Source organism: Rhodococcus sp. ARC_M6, assembly GCF_022810305.1.
In the GTDB taxonomy this organism is placed as follows: Bacteria; Actinomycetota; Actinomycetes; order Mycobacteriales; family Mycobacteriaceae; genus Rhodococcus_F.
Map to the genome: position 1 here is coordinate 18,992 of NZ_JALGQH010000020.1, position 16,525 is coordinate 35,516.

General features: G+C 60.5%; 15 protein-coding genes. 13 read left to right on the forward strand and 2 right to left on the reverse strand.

All coding sequences use genetic code 11. From position 1 onward, the window contains the following. The first annotated feature begins 143 nt into the window (after positions 1–143). The 4 genes from MTX36_RS19490 to MTX36_RS19505 all read left to right on the forward strand — a co-directional run bounded on the left by MTX36_RS19490 (position 144) and on the right by MTX36_RS19505 (position 3,172). A complete protein-coding gene (locus tag MTX36_RS19490) occupies positions 144–344 on the forward strand; it encodes a hypothetical protein (protein ID WP_243621328.1) in 201 nt (66 codons plus the stop codon). A 133-nt stretch (positions 345–477) separates the two neighbouring features. After that, complete coding sequence (locus MTX36_RS19495; protein ID WP_243621329.1) at positions 478–1,746, forward strand: hypothetical protein; 1,269 nt, start codon at positions 478–480, stop codon at positions 1,744–1,746. 36 nt (positions 1,747–1,782) lie between these two features. Further along, positions 1,783–3,006, forward strand: a complete 1,224-nt coding sequence (locus tag MTX36_RS19500; RefSeq protein WP_243621330.1) for a DUF4041 domain-containing protein — start codon at positions 1,783–1,785, stop codon at positions 3,004–3,006. Then, complete coding sequence (locus tag MTX36_RS19505) at positions 2,987–3,172, forward strand: hypothetical protein (protein ID WP_243621331.1); 186 nt, start codon at positions 2,987–2,989, stop codon at positions 3,170–3,172. Before MTX36_RS19500 ends, MTX36_RS19505 begins: the two co-directional genes overlap by 20 nt. A 36-nt stretch (positions 3,173–3,208) precedes the next feature. Here the strand turns inward: MTX36_RS19505 and MTX36_RS19510 are convergent, their stop codons facing one another. After that, positions 3,209–3,364 carry a hypothetical protein gene (locus tag MTX36_RS19510; RefSeq protein WP_243621332.1) on the reverse strand — a complete coding sequence of 52 codons (156 nt, stop codon included), beginning with the start codon at positions 3,362–3,364 and terminating at the stop codon, positions 3,209–3,211. A 288-nt stretch (positions 3,365–3,652) separates the two neighbouring features. Here MTX36_RS19510 and MTX36_RS19515 point away from each other — a divergent pair, with 288 nt between their 5' ends. From MTX36_RS19515 to pepN, 3 genes are all read left to right on the forward strand, one after another. Then, complete coding sequence (locus MTX36_RS19515; RefSeq protein WP_243621333.1) at positions 3,653–6,946, forward strand: protein kinase; 3,294 nt, start codon at positions 3,653–3,655, stop codon at positions 6,944–6,946. A 95-nt stretch (positions 6,947–7,041) separates the two neighbouring features. After that, positions 7,042–7,842 carry a bifunctional hydroxymethylpyrimidine kinase/phosphomethylpyrimidine kinase gene (gene thiD, locus MTX36_RS19520; protein WP_243621334.1) on the forward strand — a complete coding sequence of 267 codons (801 nt, stop codon included), beginning with the start codon at positions 7,042–7,044 and terminating at the stop codon, positions 7,840–7,842. A gap of 36 nt (positions 7,843–7,878) precedes the next feature. After that, complete coding sequence (gene pepN, locus MTX36_RS19525) at positions 7,879–10,365, forward strand: aminopeptidase N (RefSeq protein ID WP_243621335.1); 2,487 nt, start codon at positions 7,879–7,881, stop codon at positions 10,363–10,365. Between the two features lies 1 nt (position 10,366). Here pepN and MTX36_RS19530 read toward each other — a convergent pair whose 3' ends face one another. After that, entirely contained in the window at positions 10,367–12,601 is a 2,235-nt protein-coding gene (locus tag MTX36_RS19530) for a DUF2254 domain-containing protein (protein WP_243621336.1), read from the reverse strand. 135 nt (positions 12,602–12,736) lie between these two features. Between MTX36_RS19530 and MTX36_RS19535 the strand changes: the two genes are divergently transcribed. The 6 genes from MTX36_RS19535 to gcvH all read left to right on the forward strand — a co-directional run bounded on the left by MTX36_RS19535 (position 12,737) and on the right by gcvH (position 16,491). Then, positions 12,737–13,351, forward strand: a complete 615-nt coding sequence (locus MTX36_RS19535) for a CoA pyrophosphatase (RefSeq protein WP_243621337.1) — start codon at positions 12,737–12,739, stop codon at positions 13,349–13,351. A 134-nt stretch (positions 13,352–13,485) separates the two neighbouring features. Next, positions 13,486–14,058 (forward strand): CDP-alcohol phosphatidyltransferase family protein, encoded by a 573-nt coding sequence (locus MTX36_RS19540; RefSeq protein WP_279394814.1) that lies wholly within the window; start codon positions 13,486–13,488, stop codon positions 14,056–14,058. Further along, positions 14,055–14,921 carry a DUF881 domain-containing protein gene (locus tag MTX36_RS19545; RefSeq protein ID WP_243621339.1) on the forward strand — a complete coding sequence of 289 codons (867 nt, stop codon included), beginning with the start codon at positions 14,055–14,057 and terminating at the stop codon, positions 14,919–14,921. Before MTX36_RS19540 ends, MTX36_RS19545 begins: the two co-directional genes overlap by 4 nt. 13 nt (positions 14,922–14,934) lie before the next feature. Continuing rightward, positions 14,935–15,285: a small basic family protein gene (locus MTX36_RS19550; protein WP_094273397.1), complete on the forward strand. Its 351-nt coding sequence runs from the start codon at positions 14,935–14,937 to the stop codon at positions 15,283–15,285. 3 nt (positions 15,286–15,288) lie between these two features. Beyond that, complete coding sequence (locus tag MTX36_RS19555) at positions 15,289–16,041, forward strand: DUF881 domain-containing protein (protein WP_243621340.1); 753 nt, start codon at positions 15,289–15,291, stop codon at positions 16,039–16,041. Positions 16,042–16,086: 45 nt separating this feature from the next. Then, positions 16,087–16,491 (forward strand): glycine cleavage system protein GcvH, encoded by a 405-nt coding sequence (gcvH, locus tag MTX36_RS19560; RefSeq protein WP_243621341.1) that lies wholly within the window; start codon positions 16,087–16,089, stop codon positions 16,489–16,491. Positions 16,492–16,525: the final 34 nt, after the last annotated feature.

The following is a 16,525-nucleotide window of genomic DNA, read 5'->3' on the forward strand; positions in this document are numbered from 1 at the left end:
GAAGTAGCGATGTCGGCGGTGTCGACAGAGGCTACTCGGTCGAGGATCGCAGGGAACGCCGACTACTGCTCCGTGGGGGACGGATGCCAGCTGCATTTTGTCACCGCTTTGAGGCCGTGGGGCGCCCATACTACGTGCAATTCGTGAACCCGAAGGATCGAGCCAACCTGGGCCCGTGCACGTACGGTGAAGCGCTGACACAAGAGGAGTTCACCGAACTTGATCTCGAACGGCAATGCGTACTTGCCGATGATGCGTCCATCGCGCTGCGTGGCGGAACAGTTTCGTACTACGCCGATAAAAGCTCTGGCAGGGTAGCTGCTGCGGAGGAACAGTGTGGTTAATAGTTCGAGGCGAACGCACTCTCTAGCTATTCTCGCTTAGCGCGGTGCCAAAATCTTCCACGTGGTCTGTTTTGTCGGCGTAGCGCGTTAGGGTGTGACCAAATAGGGGTTCGGGGATCAAGGGGAGTGGAAGATGGCCAAGCGGCGCGGATTCTTTGCTGAGATGCAATATCAGGCTCGACTGAACGAGCAACGTCAACGTCAGCAGGAACGGGCTTCGGCTCAAGCGCACGCTCGTGCGGTGCGCGAGGCGGATCGATCCCGTCGGGAGTGGGAACGTGCACGCACTGCTGACGCGCGTCACACCGCGGCGATGTCGGCCTACAACGCGAAAGAACAGGCGCGTCTCCACCACGAAGCACGACTGGCGGAGGTCGAACTCCTCAATGCAGAGTTAGCTGAAAAGCTCGAGTCGATCGATGGCATTCTCGCCGCCACACTCGATGTTGACGATTATGTCGATCTCGAATTGCTCCGCCAGAAGCTCGAACATCCGCCGTTCGACCGGCCGGATCTGACGGCAGTAACTCCGATTCAGGATTTGCTGCCGTTCCCCCCCGAACCGGTGTACATCGAGCCTCCGGCACCCGTGGGGCTCAGCTCCATGCTGGGCGGGAGGAAGCGACACGCCGCAGCGATTGCGGATGCCCAGACGGCGCATTGGCAGCAGAGACAGGGCTGGGAATATGCAGTGGCGCAACGCAATGAGGCGCAGCACCGTAGCGAGGTGGCGCATCGAGACATGGAAGCGCGTCGTATGCAGAACCTGGTAGCCGCGCAGGCGACCTACGAAGCTGAGTGCGTTCACCGCCGTACCGAGGTTTTTGCCGCGAATGTTCGTCTCGAAAAACTTATGATGGGTTTGCAAGACCGAAAGCCGGATGCGTTAGAAGAGTACGTATCGATAGTGCTCGGCAATTCGGTATATCCGGACTGCTTCGAGGTGGAACATGATTTTCAGTTCAATGGGGTCGAACGAGAGTTGACCTTGATGGTGATCGTGCCGCACCCAGAAGCGTTGCCGTCAGAGAAAGCGTTCAAATACGTCAAGTCCAGTGACACGATTTCAAGTACTCAACTGCCGGTGAAGGCCCGTAAGGATCGCTATGCCGCTGCAGTATCACAGGTCGCGATCCGCACTGCGCATGAGATATTCGAGGCTGATCGGGACGCGGTTGTGTCGACTCTGTCGATGACAGTCGGGGTGAGCACCGTTGATTCGGGGACCGGACTGGACACCTTTGTCCCCTTGGTGCAGCTAGCCACCGATCGGGAGAGTTTTTCTTGTCTTGATCTTTCCCGTGTAGAGGCCCGCGCAACCCTTGATCACTTGAGGGCCGGTGTGTCGAAGAACCCGTACGACCTTGTTCCAGTTGGCAATGCATTCGGGGTGCGAGGCTGATGCCGATTCTCGGTCGAAGGTCAGCTGGTAGCGGTTGTGAATGATCCGAATGTGACGATCCGGGCGTTGCGTACGGCTCTGGTAGCCAAGGAGCGCGAGCTTAACTCCCTGCTTGATAGTCTCGCCGAAGTAACCAGGGAACGTGATAGTGCAATCCGCGACGCTACGGCTGCAAGCATTGCGGTGGCAACTCGCATGTTGGTGACACCAGATGGAGTTGTCGAAACAGATGACCGTTTGGTGCTGCAGGAAGTGGGCATCTATACCTACCAACACCCTTTGCAGAACGCAGAACAGTATAGGGAACGGCTAGGAGAGATTCGGGACCAGGTAAAGGCATCAATCACGTCGGGTTCGGCAATCATTGCCGCGGACATGTTCAGCTTCAACAACTCTTTGGCCAAGGGCCGAAAGATGACAGCAGATCTATCGAAGTTGATGCTCCGCGCATACAACGCTGAGGCCGAGAACTGTGTGCGGACGATGAAAGCTGGCAATCTCACGACTGCAGTGAGTCGACTGCAGAAGGCATCCGCGGCCATCGCCAAACTCGGCACCATGATGGAAATGCACGTTGCCGAGGATTATCACGGCCTGCGTGTCGCAGAGTTAGAGCTGACAGCAGACTATTTGATGAAGGTGCAAGAAGAGAAGCTTGCTCAACGTGAGGAACGTGAACGACTGCGTGAGGAACGCAAAGTCGAGCAGGAGTTGGCCGCGCAGAGAGAGAAACTCGCCAAAGAACGGTCCCACTACCAAAACGTTCTCGACTCTCTGGGTGACCGGAATGACCATGAGGCAGGTCGGATTCGAGAGAAGTTGGCTCAGGTTGAGTCTGCAATTGAGCAAAACGACTATCGACGAGCAAACATTCGTGCAGGTTATGTCTATGTCATCAGCAACCAGGGCGCGTTCGGCCCGAATGTTGTCAAGATCGGGATGACTCGAAGACTTGAACCGATGGACCGGGTCAAAGAGCTTGGCAGCGCGTCAGTGCCATTCCCGTTTGATGTACATGCCTTGTATTTTTCCGACGATGCGGTCAGTCTTGAAGCAGCGCTACATGCTTCATTTACAACGAGGCGACTCAATCATGCCAACTTACGGCGCGAGTTCTTCTTTGCACGGCCGTCCCAAGTGCGGACGGTACTCGCCCAACAAGTTGGGAATCTCATGGAATATGCCGAGGAACCCGACGCGACTCAGTACTTTCAGAGTCGCGGAAAGTGGCCGCAGGAGATTGCGTCGCATTGGAGCTAGCGATGTCCCGCAGTGCCACATTGCCTGGGCAACCGCGATACCTGCCTCGTCGGCCGCCGGCGTCATGCGTAAGTCCGTGCACTATCTCTCGCCGACTCAGTTCGCCGAGAGAATCGGCGAGCAGTTCGACGCGTTGTCGAAGTTCAAGGTGCGGCACCCGATGTGATCGTGGGGCTCGGACGGATCAGCCCGGTAGCCGGACCTATACCAGGCGAAGATGAGTTTTCATGCTGGCGGCCTGCTTGACCAACAGTTCTCGGTACTCGGAGAATCGCCGGACTGCATCGTCATCACCGGCAAGCCGGGCTCGCGCCAGCAGGTACTGACAGTTATCCAATTGATCTTTGAGGGTCGTCATCGCAACCACATCCGATCGGTCTGTGTAGGTACTCCTTGACCGTCGCACTCAGGGGAGTTGCACACATCGGTCGAAGTACCTGCGCGGGTACCTATCTCTTCTCTCTGGATCAATACGTCACCGCGCAGACTCACACTCGCTCAGTCCAGTTGCACAGGTGCAAAAAGGGAACGATCGGTATCACCGGGCTCGGCACCGCACTGCGTTGACGGCCATGCGCGAAGGGAACATTATCGAGAAGTAGCGCAATGGTGCGTCGCCAGCGATTCTGCAGAATCGAAGTAGCTCATGGTCGAAGACGATCAACTCCACACGCGTCGCGATCTGCTTCCATTCATCGTGGATGAGCTGGGAGCGGCGGGATTCGACGACGCGCGGGAGATCGGGCGCGGTGGTTTCGGTGTTGTCTACCGCTGCACCCAGCTCGGGCTTGACCGCACAGTGGCGGTGAAGGTACTGACCGCTGACTTGGACGAGGAAAACCGGGCACGTTTTTTCCGGGAACAGCGGGCAATGGGGCGCTTGACCGGCCACCCGAACATCGTGGGCGTTTTGGAAGTCGGTGTCACCGACACCGGGCGCCCCTACCTGGTGATGCCGTACCAGTCGCACGGCTCAGTCGATGCCCGGATCCGCCGGCAGGGGCCGTTCTCCGTGGAGGAAGTACTCCGGCTCGGGGTGAAGATGGCAGGCGCGCTCGAGACGGCGCACTTGCTCGGCATTCTGCATCGCGACGTCAAACCGGCAAACATTCTGCTTACCGACTACGGTGAACCGGCTCTGACAGATTTCGGGATCGCGCACATCGCAGACGGTTTCAAGACTGCGACCGGAACGGTCACGGGTTCGCCTGCCTTCACTGCGCCGGAGGTACTCGGCGGTGAGCCGCCGAGTACGGCCTCAGATGTCTACGGGCTCGGAGCCACCTTGTTCAGCGTGCTCACCGGTCACGCGGCATTCGAGCGCCGCAGCGGCGAGCAGGTTGTGGCCCAATTTTTGCGGATCACCGCACAACAGGTGCCCGACTTGCGGGAGAACGGCTTTCCCGACGACGTATGTGGGGTCGTGGAGAAGGCAATGTCCCGAGACCCAGCCGACCGACAATCTGCGTCGGCGCTGGGCGAGGACCTGCGGCAACTTCAGTTCCGCCACGGGTTCCCCGTCGATGAGATGGCGCTGCGCGCCGAACACGAAGTTGAACGGCAGGATCCACAACCACCGTCGCGAAGATGGAGTCCGCCTACCTCACCGTCCGGTCAGGGAGTCGAGAGAAACTTGCCGCTGGAGCTGACCAGCTTCGTTGGCCGGCGTGCTGAGCTGGCCGAGGCGAAGAACTTGTTGTCGGTGTCTCGTCTGGTCACCTTGACCGGAATCGGTGGTGTTGGCAAGACACGTCTCGCGTTGCAGGTTGCGGCGAAGGCGCAGAGGGACTTTGCCGACGGCGTATGGCTGGTCGAGTTGGGCGAGCTGCACGAAGAGCCGCTTGTGGTGGTCGCGGTGGCGGCCGCACTCGGAGTGCGCGACCAGTCGGCACGGCCGTTGCAGGACATTGTGGTGGAGTTTCTGGCCACTCGAACGTTATTGCTGGTCCTCGACAACTGTGAGCAGGTCGTTGATGCGGTAGCCGGTCTAGTCGAAGCGCTGCTGCGAGCGTGCCCACAGTTGAAAATCCTGACGACCACGCGCGAGCCTCTCGGGATTGGCGGGGAATCCGTACTGCGGGTGTCTCCGTTGGCGGTCCCCGATCCTGACCAAGAGCCATCGCTCCGTGTGTTGCCCCGATACGACGCGGTGACGTTGTTCGTCGAACGGGCCGCTGCCGCGGTGCCGGGATTCGAACTCACCGAAGAGAACAGGGCTGTGGTCACCCGGATTTGCCAGCGGCTGGACGGGCTGCCACTGGCGATCGAGTTGGCGGCGGCGAGGTTGCGGGCTATGTCGCCCGAACAGATCTTGGAGCGGCTCGACGATCGCTATGCGCTTCTGACCCGAGGTAGCCGGGCTGCGCCCACCCGGCAGCAGACCCTGCGATGGAGTATCGACTGGAGCTACGACCTGTGTACTGCCGAAGAACAGCAGCTGTGGGGCAGGCTGGCTGTGTTCGCGGGAAGTTTCGAACTCGATGCGGCGGAGGAGGTCTGCGGCGTCGACGCGGCGCAGGAGGGCCTGCTGGACTCGCTGAGCTCACTGGTGGACAAATCGATCCTGATCCGAGAGGAGTTCGACACCGCGGTCCACTTCCGATTGCTCGAGACACTTCGCGATTACGGACGGGAGAAAATCCAGCAGGCCGGTGAGTATGAGGTGTTCCGCGGTCGACACCTGGACTGGTACCGGCAGTTGGCGCTTGACGCGGAAGCCGGATGGATCAGCCCGAGGCAACTCGAGTGGATTGATCGTCTCGATCGGGAGCTGCCGAATATGCGGGAAGCGCTGGAATACGGCCTCTCCGCCGATGAATCGGGCGTCCAGGCCGGCCTGCAGATGGCTACCGCGCTGTATCCCTTCTCGCTGACCCGCGGTCTGTACAGCGAGAGCCGACATTGGCTCGACAGTTTCCTCGCCCGCGATGCCGGAAAGCCGACATCGGGACGCATTCGAGCGATCCACGCGGACAGTCTGTTGGCAGCAGTGCAGGGCGACCTACTGGCAGCGACTGCCCTGATGGAGGAGGGACGCGCGCTTGCTGCTCAGCTCACCGACCCCCTTGCCCAAGCACTGGTCGACCATGCCGACGGCATGCTGGCGCTGTATCGGGACGATCTACCGCGCGCAGTCTCCCGCTTGGAAAACGCTCTGGAGGTGTTCGACGCACGTGGTGATCTCACACGTGAAGTGAGCGTATTGCAGATACTCGGGTTGGTCTACGAACTGCTCGGCGAATCGCAGCGGTCGATTGGCTGTTACGAAAAGGCGCTCGCAATCACCGAATCTCACGGGGAATCGGTGTATCACTCCTACACGCTGTGGGCCATGAGCGTTGCGATGTGGCGACAGGGTGACCAGGGGAGAGCCGTTGGGCTGCTCGAGCAGGCGCTACAGCTCACCGAGCAGGTCAATGATCCGCTCACCTGCGCGGCGTGCCTGGAGGTGTTGGCGTGGATTGCTGCGGCAGAGGGGAATTCGCGGCGTGCCGCCGTACTGATAGGCGCCGCGGAAGAGTTGGGGCACTCCGTAGGCAGCGTCACGATCGTATTCCCCACTCTGCAGCCGTACCAGGAGGAATGCGAAGCGTTGACGCGGCAAACCCTCGGCGAGAGGGCATTCGGGGCGGCCCGCAGACAGGGACGGCTCATGGGTATGGATGGGGCAGTCGCGTATGCGCTCGGCCGGCAATCCCCGGACCCGACTCGCACGGCTGGTCAGTCAGGGGACTTGACCAAGCGTGAGCGTGAGGTTGCGGACCTCGTCGCTCAGGGTCTCACCAACAAACAGATCGCGGCCAAATTGGTGATCTCGCTACGCACCGCGCAGGGCCATGTGGAGCACGTCCTCACAAAACTTGGTTTCACTTCGCGCGCGCAGATCGCTGCCTGGGTGGTCGAGCAGTCCCAGAACGAGCCCCGTGGACCGGGCGAGTAGTCGCGGAAAAGCTGCACGGTCAATATTGATAAACTCACCTCCGGCATTCGCGGGTATCCGTGGATGATGTCGAAGCCCTAAGAGGAGTTAGTACCGTGGTTGACCTTGCCTACGTCATCGCTGGATCCGAATCCACCGGTGGTGCCGGCCTACAGGTAGACCTCAAGACTTTCCAGGCCCGCGGCGTCTACGGCATCGCGACGACGACGTGCATCGTGTCCTTCGATCCCAAGAACAATTGGGGCCATCGGTTTGTCCCCATCGCACCCGAGGTCATTGCAGACCAGATCGAAGCGGCAACCGCGGCGCACGATCTCGAGGTCGTGAAGATCGGCATGCTGGGCACTCCGGCCACCATCGAGGTTGTCGCCGAGGGACTTCGTCGACAGTCCTGGCGCCACGTCGTTCTTGATCCGGTTCTGATCTGCAAGGGTCAGGAGCCCGGCGCAGCGCTCGATACCGATACAGCACTTCGCGATTCGATCCTCCCGCTCGCGACGGTCGTCACGCCCAACCTCTTCGAGGCACGCACGCTCGCCGGTATGGACAGCATCTCCAGCGTCGAGGAACTGATCGAAGCTGCTCGTCGCATTCACGATCTGGGACCGAAGTACGTTCTCGCCAAGGGCGGCGTCGAATTGGCCGGAGACGACGCCGTCGACGTGCTGTTCGACGGTACGGATGTGACCATTCTTTCTGCTCCCAAGGTCGGCCAGGAGCGCGTCTCGGGTGCCGGTTGCACCCTTGCTGCCGCTGTCACGGCGGAGTTGGCAAAGGGCGTCGACGTGGATGAGGCTGTTGCGCTCGCGAAGAAGTTCGTCACCGCCGGTATCGAAGCTCGCGTGTCTGCTCACACCCCGTTCGACACTGTCTGGCAGGGCGCTTTCACCGGCTAGGCGACCAACGCGGTGCGGCCTGGCAGGATCAAGTGGGTGAGCACCGCGAATTTGAGTCGAAGCGAAGTTGCCGGACGATCATCTGCTGTATCGGTGACCGGGTATCGAGTGGAGTTGGATCTTCGGTCCGCGACGGATGCGGCTGTGGCAACCTTCAGGTCGGTGACCACACTCGAAATGCAATCGACAACAGACTCGACGTGGCTTGATTTCATCGGTGCTGCAGTTGAATCCGTGGAGTTGAACGGTCGTCGGATTCCGTTCGAGTACGACGGCGCCCGGATCAGGCTCAGCGGTATATCGGGCTCGAGTGTCATTCGGGTTAGTGCCCTTGCCGAGTACAGCCGTTCCGGCGAGGGTTTACACCGATTTGTCGACGACGCCGACGGGCAGACGTACCTGTACACGCAGTACGAACCGGCGGATGCACGTCGTGTGTTTGCCTGCTTCGAGCAGCCGGACATGAAGGCGCCGTTCACTTTTGTGGTGACGGCGCCGAACTCCTGGGAAGTGTTGTCGAACCAGGCTCCGGTGCAAACAGATTTGTCTGACACCGGCAGCAAGACTGTGAAATTTGCTCCGACACTGCCGATTTCGACGTACATCACGGCGATCGCTGCCGGTCCCTACCATCGAGTGACTTCGCAGTGGTCTCGTGGCGATCTCACCGTCGATCTGGCTGTGCTGTGCCGGGCTTCGCTGGCCGAGTACCTCGACGCCGACGACGTTTTCGAGGTGACCCGGCAAGGTCTCGATTTTTATGCCGAGGCTTTCGACTACCCGTACCCGTTCGGCAAGTACGACCAAATTTTTGTTCCCGAATACAACCTCGGGGCAATGGAGAATCCAGGACTCGTCACATTCACCGAGGCCTACGTATTCCGGGGAAAAGCCACGGATGCGCAGTACCAGAGCCGTGCGAACACGATCCTGCACGAGATGGCGCACATGTGGTTCGGCGACCTCGTGACGATGGTGTGGTGGGACGACCTGTGGCTCAAGGAGTCGTTCGCAGATTTCATGGGGGCACTGGTCAGCGTCGAGGCCACAAGATTCACTGATGCGTGGGTGGCCTTCACGATCAAGCGGAAAGCCTGGGCTTACCTGCAGGATCAGCTGCCAACTACTCATCCCATCGTCGCCGACATCGTTGACCTCGAGGCCGCAAAACTGAATTTCGACGGCATTACCTACGCCAAGGGCGCCAGCGTCCTCAAACAGTTGGTGGCGTTTGTCGGCCGCGACGCATTCTTCGAGGCAGCGCGACGGTACTTCCGGACGCACGCATTCGGGAACACTCGACTGGTCGATTTCCTCGACGCGTTGAGCGCGACCTCCGGCCGCGACATGCGAGATTGGGCGCGTGCGTGGTTGCAGACCGCCGGTGTGTCCATGTTGACCTTGGAAGGCGGCGAGTTGGTGCAGACCGATCCGCGGCCACACCGACTGGCAGTCGGTGTTTACGACTACAACGAGACTGGCGACTTGGTCCGCACAGCCCGGGTCGAGGTCGATATCGCGGCCGCGCGGACACCGATCGATCTCCCGGCCGGCCGGTTGATCCTGCTCAACGACGACGACCTGACGTACGCCAAGGTTCGACTCGATGCCGCGTCGCTCGAGACCGTCGACAATTCGCTCGATCGGATTGTCGATCCTCTGGCACGCGGGGTTGTGTGGTCATCGTTGTGGAACTCGGTACGGGACGGTGAACTGTCGGTGTTCCGCTACTTGGCGATGGTGGAACGGTTCGGCCCCGCAGAGTCCGACCTCGCGATGCTCAGCGCCGTACTGACCGACGCGCAGTACGCGATTGTTCACTACGTTCCGGAGCACCTTCGCCCGCCGGCTGCGGCGGGTTGGTTGGCGACCACCTGGAAGGCAATGTTCGAGAGCGAGCCGGAATCCGGCCGTCAGCTGGCCTGGGCCCGTGCGTGCGCGGCCGCGGCCGCGATCGACGACACGTACGCCGAAGCGCTTCGATCGATACTGCTCGGCGAGAGCCCGGGTCCGGTCGGGTTGGCCCTCGATCCTGATCTCCGCTGGGCGTTGTGGATTGCATTGGCTGCCAACGGTTTTGCCGATCCCGATGATCTCGATCAGGAATTGGAACGTGATGGCACCTCGGCCGGAAAAATTGCGCATGCTCGCGCTCTCGCATCTCTACCGACGGCGGACACGAAGGCAAAAGTGTGGACGGCCGCAACAACTGACCGAACACTCTCGAACGATTACCTCGACGCAATGATCGGCGGCTTCCGGGCCGGCGCCGACGGGACGCTGACCGAGGGCTATGCAACCGACTATTTTGCGTCGTTGCTGGCGTGGTGGTCCGAGCGCAGTATCGAGATAGCCCGGCGACTGGTCAACGGTTTGTTCCCGGCTGCCGGAGATCTGGGCGCGGTCGATCAGTGGCTCGCGACAAACGACGATGCGCCGGCGTCGTTGCGCCGGTTGGTGCTCGAGAAGCGAGACAACCTGGCCCGTGATCTCCGGGTCCAGGACGCCAACGCAACGCTGTGAACTACCGGGCGTCCGGCCGGCCGACGATCAGGGGATGAACTCGGCCGCTGGAACCGGCCTCCGAACCGAGGCCTTGGGGATCGGCGGCACCGGCCAGGCGAATGTCGAGGTCGCCCGTCCACTCCCGGGTCAACTGCTGGTCCATCGCGTCGAGGCGTTCCAGTAGTGGTGCGTGCTGATCGGGGGGACAAGCCGCGATCAAGGTGGTGAAGACGGCACGTAGGCGTCGTTGCACCTGCGCGGAGTTGGTACTGAAGTGCCGAATCTCGTCGGTCGCGATAGACACGTAGTCGGTCCAGGTTCGCTGCTGCCCGCGGATCCGCGACAACGTGGACGTCGCGGTGTCGCCGTGCACCCGGGGCGCAAGGATAACGAGTAGGTCCTCGATGTAATCCAGGGCTTGGACCGCTCGGCCCGGGTCGTTGATAGCAGGGGACAGGGCCTTCAAGGAGATATCGACGATGGACTGGATGGCCGCGGCCGGGCCGGCCATTGGGCTGTGTGTGTCACCGAAGAGCAGACAGGACGTGAGTGATTCGGGACGGACGCTCGACGAGTTTCCCCGAACTTCGAAGATCGGAGCGTTCTGGGCAACGAACTCGCCGATACCGGGAACGACCTCGATGCTGACGCCCCAGATGGAGGAAAGCCGTTGCAGTCGCGGCAGGTTGATTGCCAGCAGCACGCGTCCGTCGGGCGAGAGATGTCGCAATCGGATCACCAATAGTTCGCGTGATTCGTCGACGGGTAGCAGGACGTCGGCTGCCTGAAGAGCGGGACCGGAAGTGGCCTCAGTGGAGAATTCGTTGTAGAGCGGGTAGGCGCGAACGATTGCTCGTCGCCCTTCCGACGCGATCCACCGGAGAAGTTGACTCGAATTGAGGATCGAGCCGACTTTGGCAACAAGTGCGATGAAGAGTATTGCGCTGACAATCGCGAGAAACAGTGCTGTGTACGTAGAAATCTGGGGAGCGGAATGTTGCGTGTTAAGTGCCAGATCGAGAGCGACGATAATCGAGTAGACAAACGTCGCGAGGAACATTCCGATCGACCAGCGCATCACTCGCTGCTGAGCCAGTAGCGGGACCACCCGGACTGAAATCTGCGATGCCCCGAATTGCATGGCAAGGGTGATCGCGGTGAACACGAGACCGGTGAGGGTGATCATTCCGCCGGCGATGACACTGAGTAGCGTCGCGGTGGCGCCTGGATCCACGGCGTACTCATTGGAATCCGCACCGAATCCGTCGAACAACGTGCTGTCGACGTCGATGAGCGTGTCCGCCAGAAAGAACGCCGCGACCACCAGTAGGACGGGCAGTCGCCAGACGGGGACGGTGCGAAGGCGTCGGCGGGTGCGACGCCACCGCAGTGCGTCGGAAATTCGCCATTTAGGGGTCACGATCGGCGGCTGGAGCGGCAAGGCCAGGGAGAGTTCAGGCTTGAGTGCGTCGAGCTTGACTGGGTTGGCTTCCGGTAGTCCGAAACTTCCCGACACACTTTCCTGGAACCGAATCTTTGCCCGGATCAATGGTTCCCGAATACGTTGTTCGCGGGCTACGGCACGACTCATCTTCGTCGGCTTGTCGCGGTATCGCGACCGAGCCCACGGCGCACCTGGTCGGCTGAGGCGGATTGCGCCGACGATGAGTAGTGGTGGGAAGAACAATCCGATCAGCCCGGTCCACAGTTTGCCTTTGAGTAGCGTGATCATCGCGATCGCCAGTGCAATCAGGATTGAAATGATGATCCCGATGAGGGTCCCGATACTGCGATCTTGCTCGTACGGATTGAAATCGCCGGCAAATCCGATCGGATGGACTCCGAACAGGAATAGAAGCACGATGGCGATCGCAACGAACACCGCATCGATCGATGAACGACCTTCTTCTGCCCAGTAGACGTCGCGAAGATGAAGTACCAGGGCGTATTCGTCGAGAACGAGTGCACTTCCGATTCCGAACACCGACGCCAGGACACAATTTGCCACTGGAGTCTGATAATCGGCCAGTGCGATGAACGCAAATCCGGATACGAGCATCATGATCAGGCCGAAAACCATGTGATGGATGTGCATTCCGCCGGGCGTGACGTTGCCCGGCCACCACGAAACTTCGGCGCGGATCATGCGGACGCTGAATCTGATGAACAGAAAGGCCAGCAGAAACGAGACCAGCAGGAAAAACAGCGGTAGTCGGCCGGTATCGACGACGGATTCCACGAACCATGCCTTCACGATGCGGTTTCCTTACGCGCTGATGGGTAGTGCCGTCGAATCAGCATGACAGTAGGCCGCTTCGATAATCTGGCAAAACGATCAAATGGGTCGGGCTGCACCCGAGTTTCTTGCGCTCCACGCTAATGTCGAGAAATGGTGAACGCAGATTTACTTGATCGGACTCACGTCGAATCGGCCTTCGCGACGTTCGAACCGAAGTCCGTCGATCCCGATGGCCGCCGGTTGGCTTCCGTTGTCTTTGCGTTGATGCGCGACGCCGACGGAACCTCGGTCTTTCCCCTGACCAAACGTCCCAGCAAGATGCGCGCACACCCCGGTCAGTTTGCACTGCCCGGCGGCAGCGTCGACCCCGGTGAGACACCCGAAGAGGGCGCAGTGCGGGAACTGTCCGAAGAACTCGGGCTGACGACGACTCCGGCGGACATCATCGGACGACTCGATGATTACGTCACTCGATCAGGGTTTGTGATCCGGCCATTTGTCGTCTGGTCGGGTGTCGATTTCGATCAACTCGTTCCCAACCCGGACGAGGTTGCATCGCTGTATGCCGTCACCTCGGCGGAACTCGATGTGGAACCGCGTTTCGTATCGATCGAAGAGTCGCCGAACCCCGTGGTGCAGTGGCCGTTTCGAACCAGTCTCGTTCATGCGCCGACCGGGGCCGTCGTCTACCAGCTTCGTGAGGTTTTGAGTGGGCGGCATACCCGGATCGACGACCTCGAACAACCCGTCTTCGCGTGGCGGTAACGTCCTCGACACGCGCGAACTCTGCGCACAGGAGACCGTGATCAGAATGTCGCGCTCCCTGTGGAAGGCTTGCACCACGGAGTGACGGACTACGCGAGGTGTGTGCAGTGAAATCAGGTGAACAAGAACTTGTCATGACGGACCGAGTTCTGACAGTTCCCAACATCCTCAGCATGGTGCGACTACTGGCGCTCCCGCTGTTCGCCTATCTGCTTCTGGTGACGCACTCCGACGGCTGGGCCTTGGCTCTGCTGATGCTCAGCGGATTCACGGATTGGCTCGACGGCAAGCTGGCGCGCATTCTCAATCAGACATCCCGGTTGGGCGCTGTGCTGGACCCTCTGGTCGATCGTCTGTACGTCGTCACCACCCTGGTCACTTTTGTGGCGCGCGATTTCATTCCCTGGTGGGTTGCCGCAATCCTGATCGGCCGCGATCTGATTCTGGCCCTCACCTTGCCGATTTATCGCCGGCGTGGGCTCCCGCCTCCGGAAGTCGTCTACCTCGGCAAGGCCGCAACCTTCCTGCTGATGTTCGCGCTTCCGTTGATTCTGGCCGGGCAGGGCGATTGGGCGATTGCCGCGTTCACTCACACGTTCGGCTTCGCATTCTTGATCTGGGGAACCGTCCTGTACGTGTGGACCGCAGTCATCTACATTCTCAAAGCTGCTGAGGTTGCTCGAACCTACGAGGTCACGCCCCGATGAAAAGAACCGGGGAGGATGTGCGCCGCAATCCGGTGCCGTCGCTACTCCGGTCGATGATGACCGAACACCTCGACCCCGGCTATGAAGCAGCAGCACTCGAACGCGAACATGATCACAGCCGGAACGGCATGCCGCGCACCGGACCATGGCTGGCCGTTGGTGCTGTTCTCATCGGGTTCGTTCTCAGTGTGTCCGCAGTCTCCGCGGCCCGTCAGATAACGGGTACCGAGGATCTGCGCGCAGACCTCGTCGCCAAGGTCCGTGAGACACAAGACCACATCGATGCTTTGGATGCGACGCGTAATTCGCTCACCGAATCGGTCGACGACGCCCGAGGGTCGGCACTCGTCGGAGATGCCCGCGGAAGCCAGGTGCTCGGACAACTTCGAGCCGTCGAATCCGAGGCGGGAACCGAAACTGTGCACGGGGAGGGCATAACCGTCACGCTTACCGATCCGGCCAGCCGACCAAATCTTTCGGATGCCTCGCAGCGGAGCGTCGGCGGAAAGTCCGTAGTTCTCGATCGAGACCTTCAAACCGTGGTTAATGCACTGTGGGTGGGAGGCGCTGAGGCTGTTTCGGTTGGCGGTGTGCGCATCGGTCCGGCCGTGACAATCCGTCAGGCCGGCGGCGCGATGTTGGTCGACAACCAACCCGTCTTCTCGCCGTACGTCGTCAGAGCGATCGGTGACAGTCGCAGTCTGCAACGAAAGTTCGTCGTCAGCGATGCGTATCTCAGGATGTCGAGCCTCACGCAGTTGTACGGAGTCGGTTTTGCTGTCGCCGAGAATGATTCGCTGACCCTTCCGCCCGCGATTCCGCGCCCCGTGCGTGTCGCGACCCCACCGAGTGAACCCAAATGACAGAAGGAGTTCGATGAAGGCCGGTTCCGCCCTGTACGGACTCGCAGCGCTTGTGATCGGCATCGTGTTGGGCGTCGTCTTCAGCCCGCAGGTGCCCGACGTGATTCAGCCGTACCTGCCGATCGCCGTTGTCGCTGCCCTCGACGCAGTCTTCGGCGGATTACGCGCTTACCTGGACGAAATCTTCGACGCCAAAGTGTTTGTCGTCTCGTTTGTCTTCAATGTTCTGGTGGCCTCACTGATCGTCTGGTTGGGCGATCAGTTGGGCGTCGGCACGCAGCTTTCGACGGCAATCGTCGTGGTTCTCGGTATCCGAATCTTCGGCAACGCAGCGGCATTGCGTCGACGTCTGTTCGGAGCGTGAGTCATGGCTGAAACGGGCGGCGGTCCGCACGAAGGGCGACACGAACTTCGCCCCGTATCGAAACATCGCTCCAATGTCGTATTCGCGATCCTCGCTGCAGTTCTCCTCGGTGTGCTCGGGATAGCAATTGCGACGCAAGTGCGCAGTACCGTTGCGGGCGACTCGCTCGATTCGGCCAGGCCCGCTGACCTGCTGGTCGTCCTCGACAACCTCAACCGTCGTGAAGCCGCTCTGCGGCAAGAAGTATCCGACCTCGACGATTCGTTGGCGACGCTACGACGTAGCGGTAGCACCGACGCCGCGCTCGCCGAAGCGCAGGCGCGACTGATGGCGTTGTCCATCCAGGTGGGGACGGCGCCCGCAACCGGTCCCGGCGTAACGATGACGTTGACGGACCCGGCCGGCGGAGTCGGATCCGAGGTCATGCTCGATTTGATCCAGGAACTCCGCGCCGCCGGGGCCGAGGCCATTCAGATTGCCGGGGCTACAGGCGAACCGATCCGGATCGGTGTCAACTCGTGGGTTGCCGGACGAGGCGGGGCACTCGAGTTGGACTCCGTGAAGATCTCAGCGCCGTACACTGTGAGCGCGATCGGCGATCCGCCGACTTTGGCAGCGGCGCTGAACATTCCCGGTGGAGTGTTCGACAACGTTTCACGCAATGGAGGAAGTTTCTCGCTCGAGCAATCGCAGCAGGTCACGATCTCCGCCTTGCGACAATTGAATCCGCGCCAATACGCTCAACCTGGAAATTGAATTTTTGCGTCCGGAATTTCGGACGGCATGTGAAAGGAAGCCACTGTGAGTGAGCTCGATACGCCTACAGATCTGCGTTACACCGCGGAACACGAGTGGGTGAAGCGAACCGGCCCGACCTCTGTTCGAGTTGGCATCACCGACTTCGCTCAGTCACAGCTCGGAGACGTGGTGTTCGTCCAGCTTCCCGCTGAAGGCGAAGCAGTCACCGCTGGTGAATCACTCGGCGAGGTCGAATCCACCAAGAGCGTTTCCGACATCTTCGCGCCGTTCACCGCGAAAGTGCTTGCAGCCAACGGTGAATTGGATGGTCAGCCGGAACTGGTCAACACCGACCCATACAGCAACGGCTGGTTGGTCGATCTCGAGGTCGCCGACGAAGCCGCCTTGGACAGCGCACTTTCGGAGACGATGGACGCTGCCGGATACACAGAACTCACGTCCAGCTAGGACGGAAATGCCGGTCCGTTGTGTCGCGGCCAGT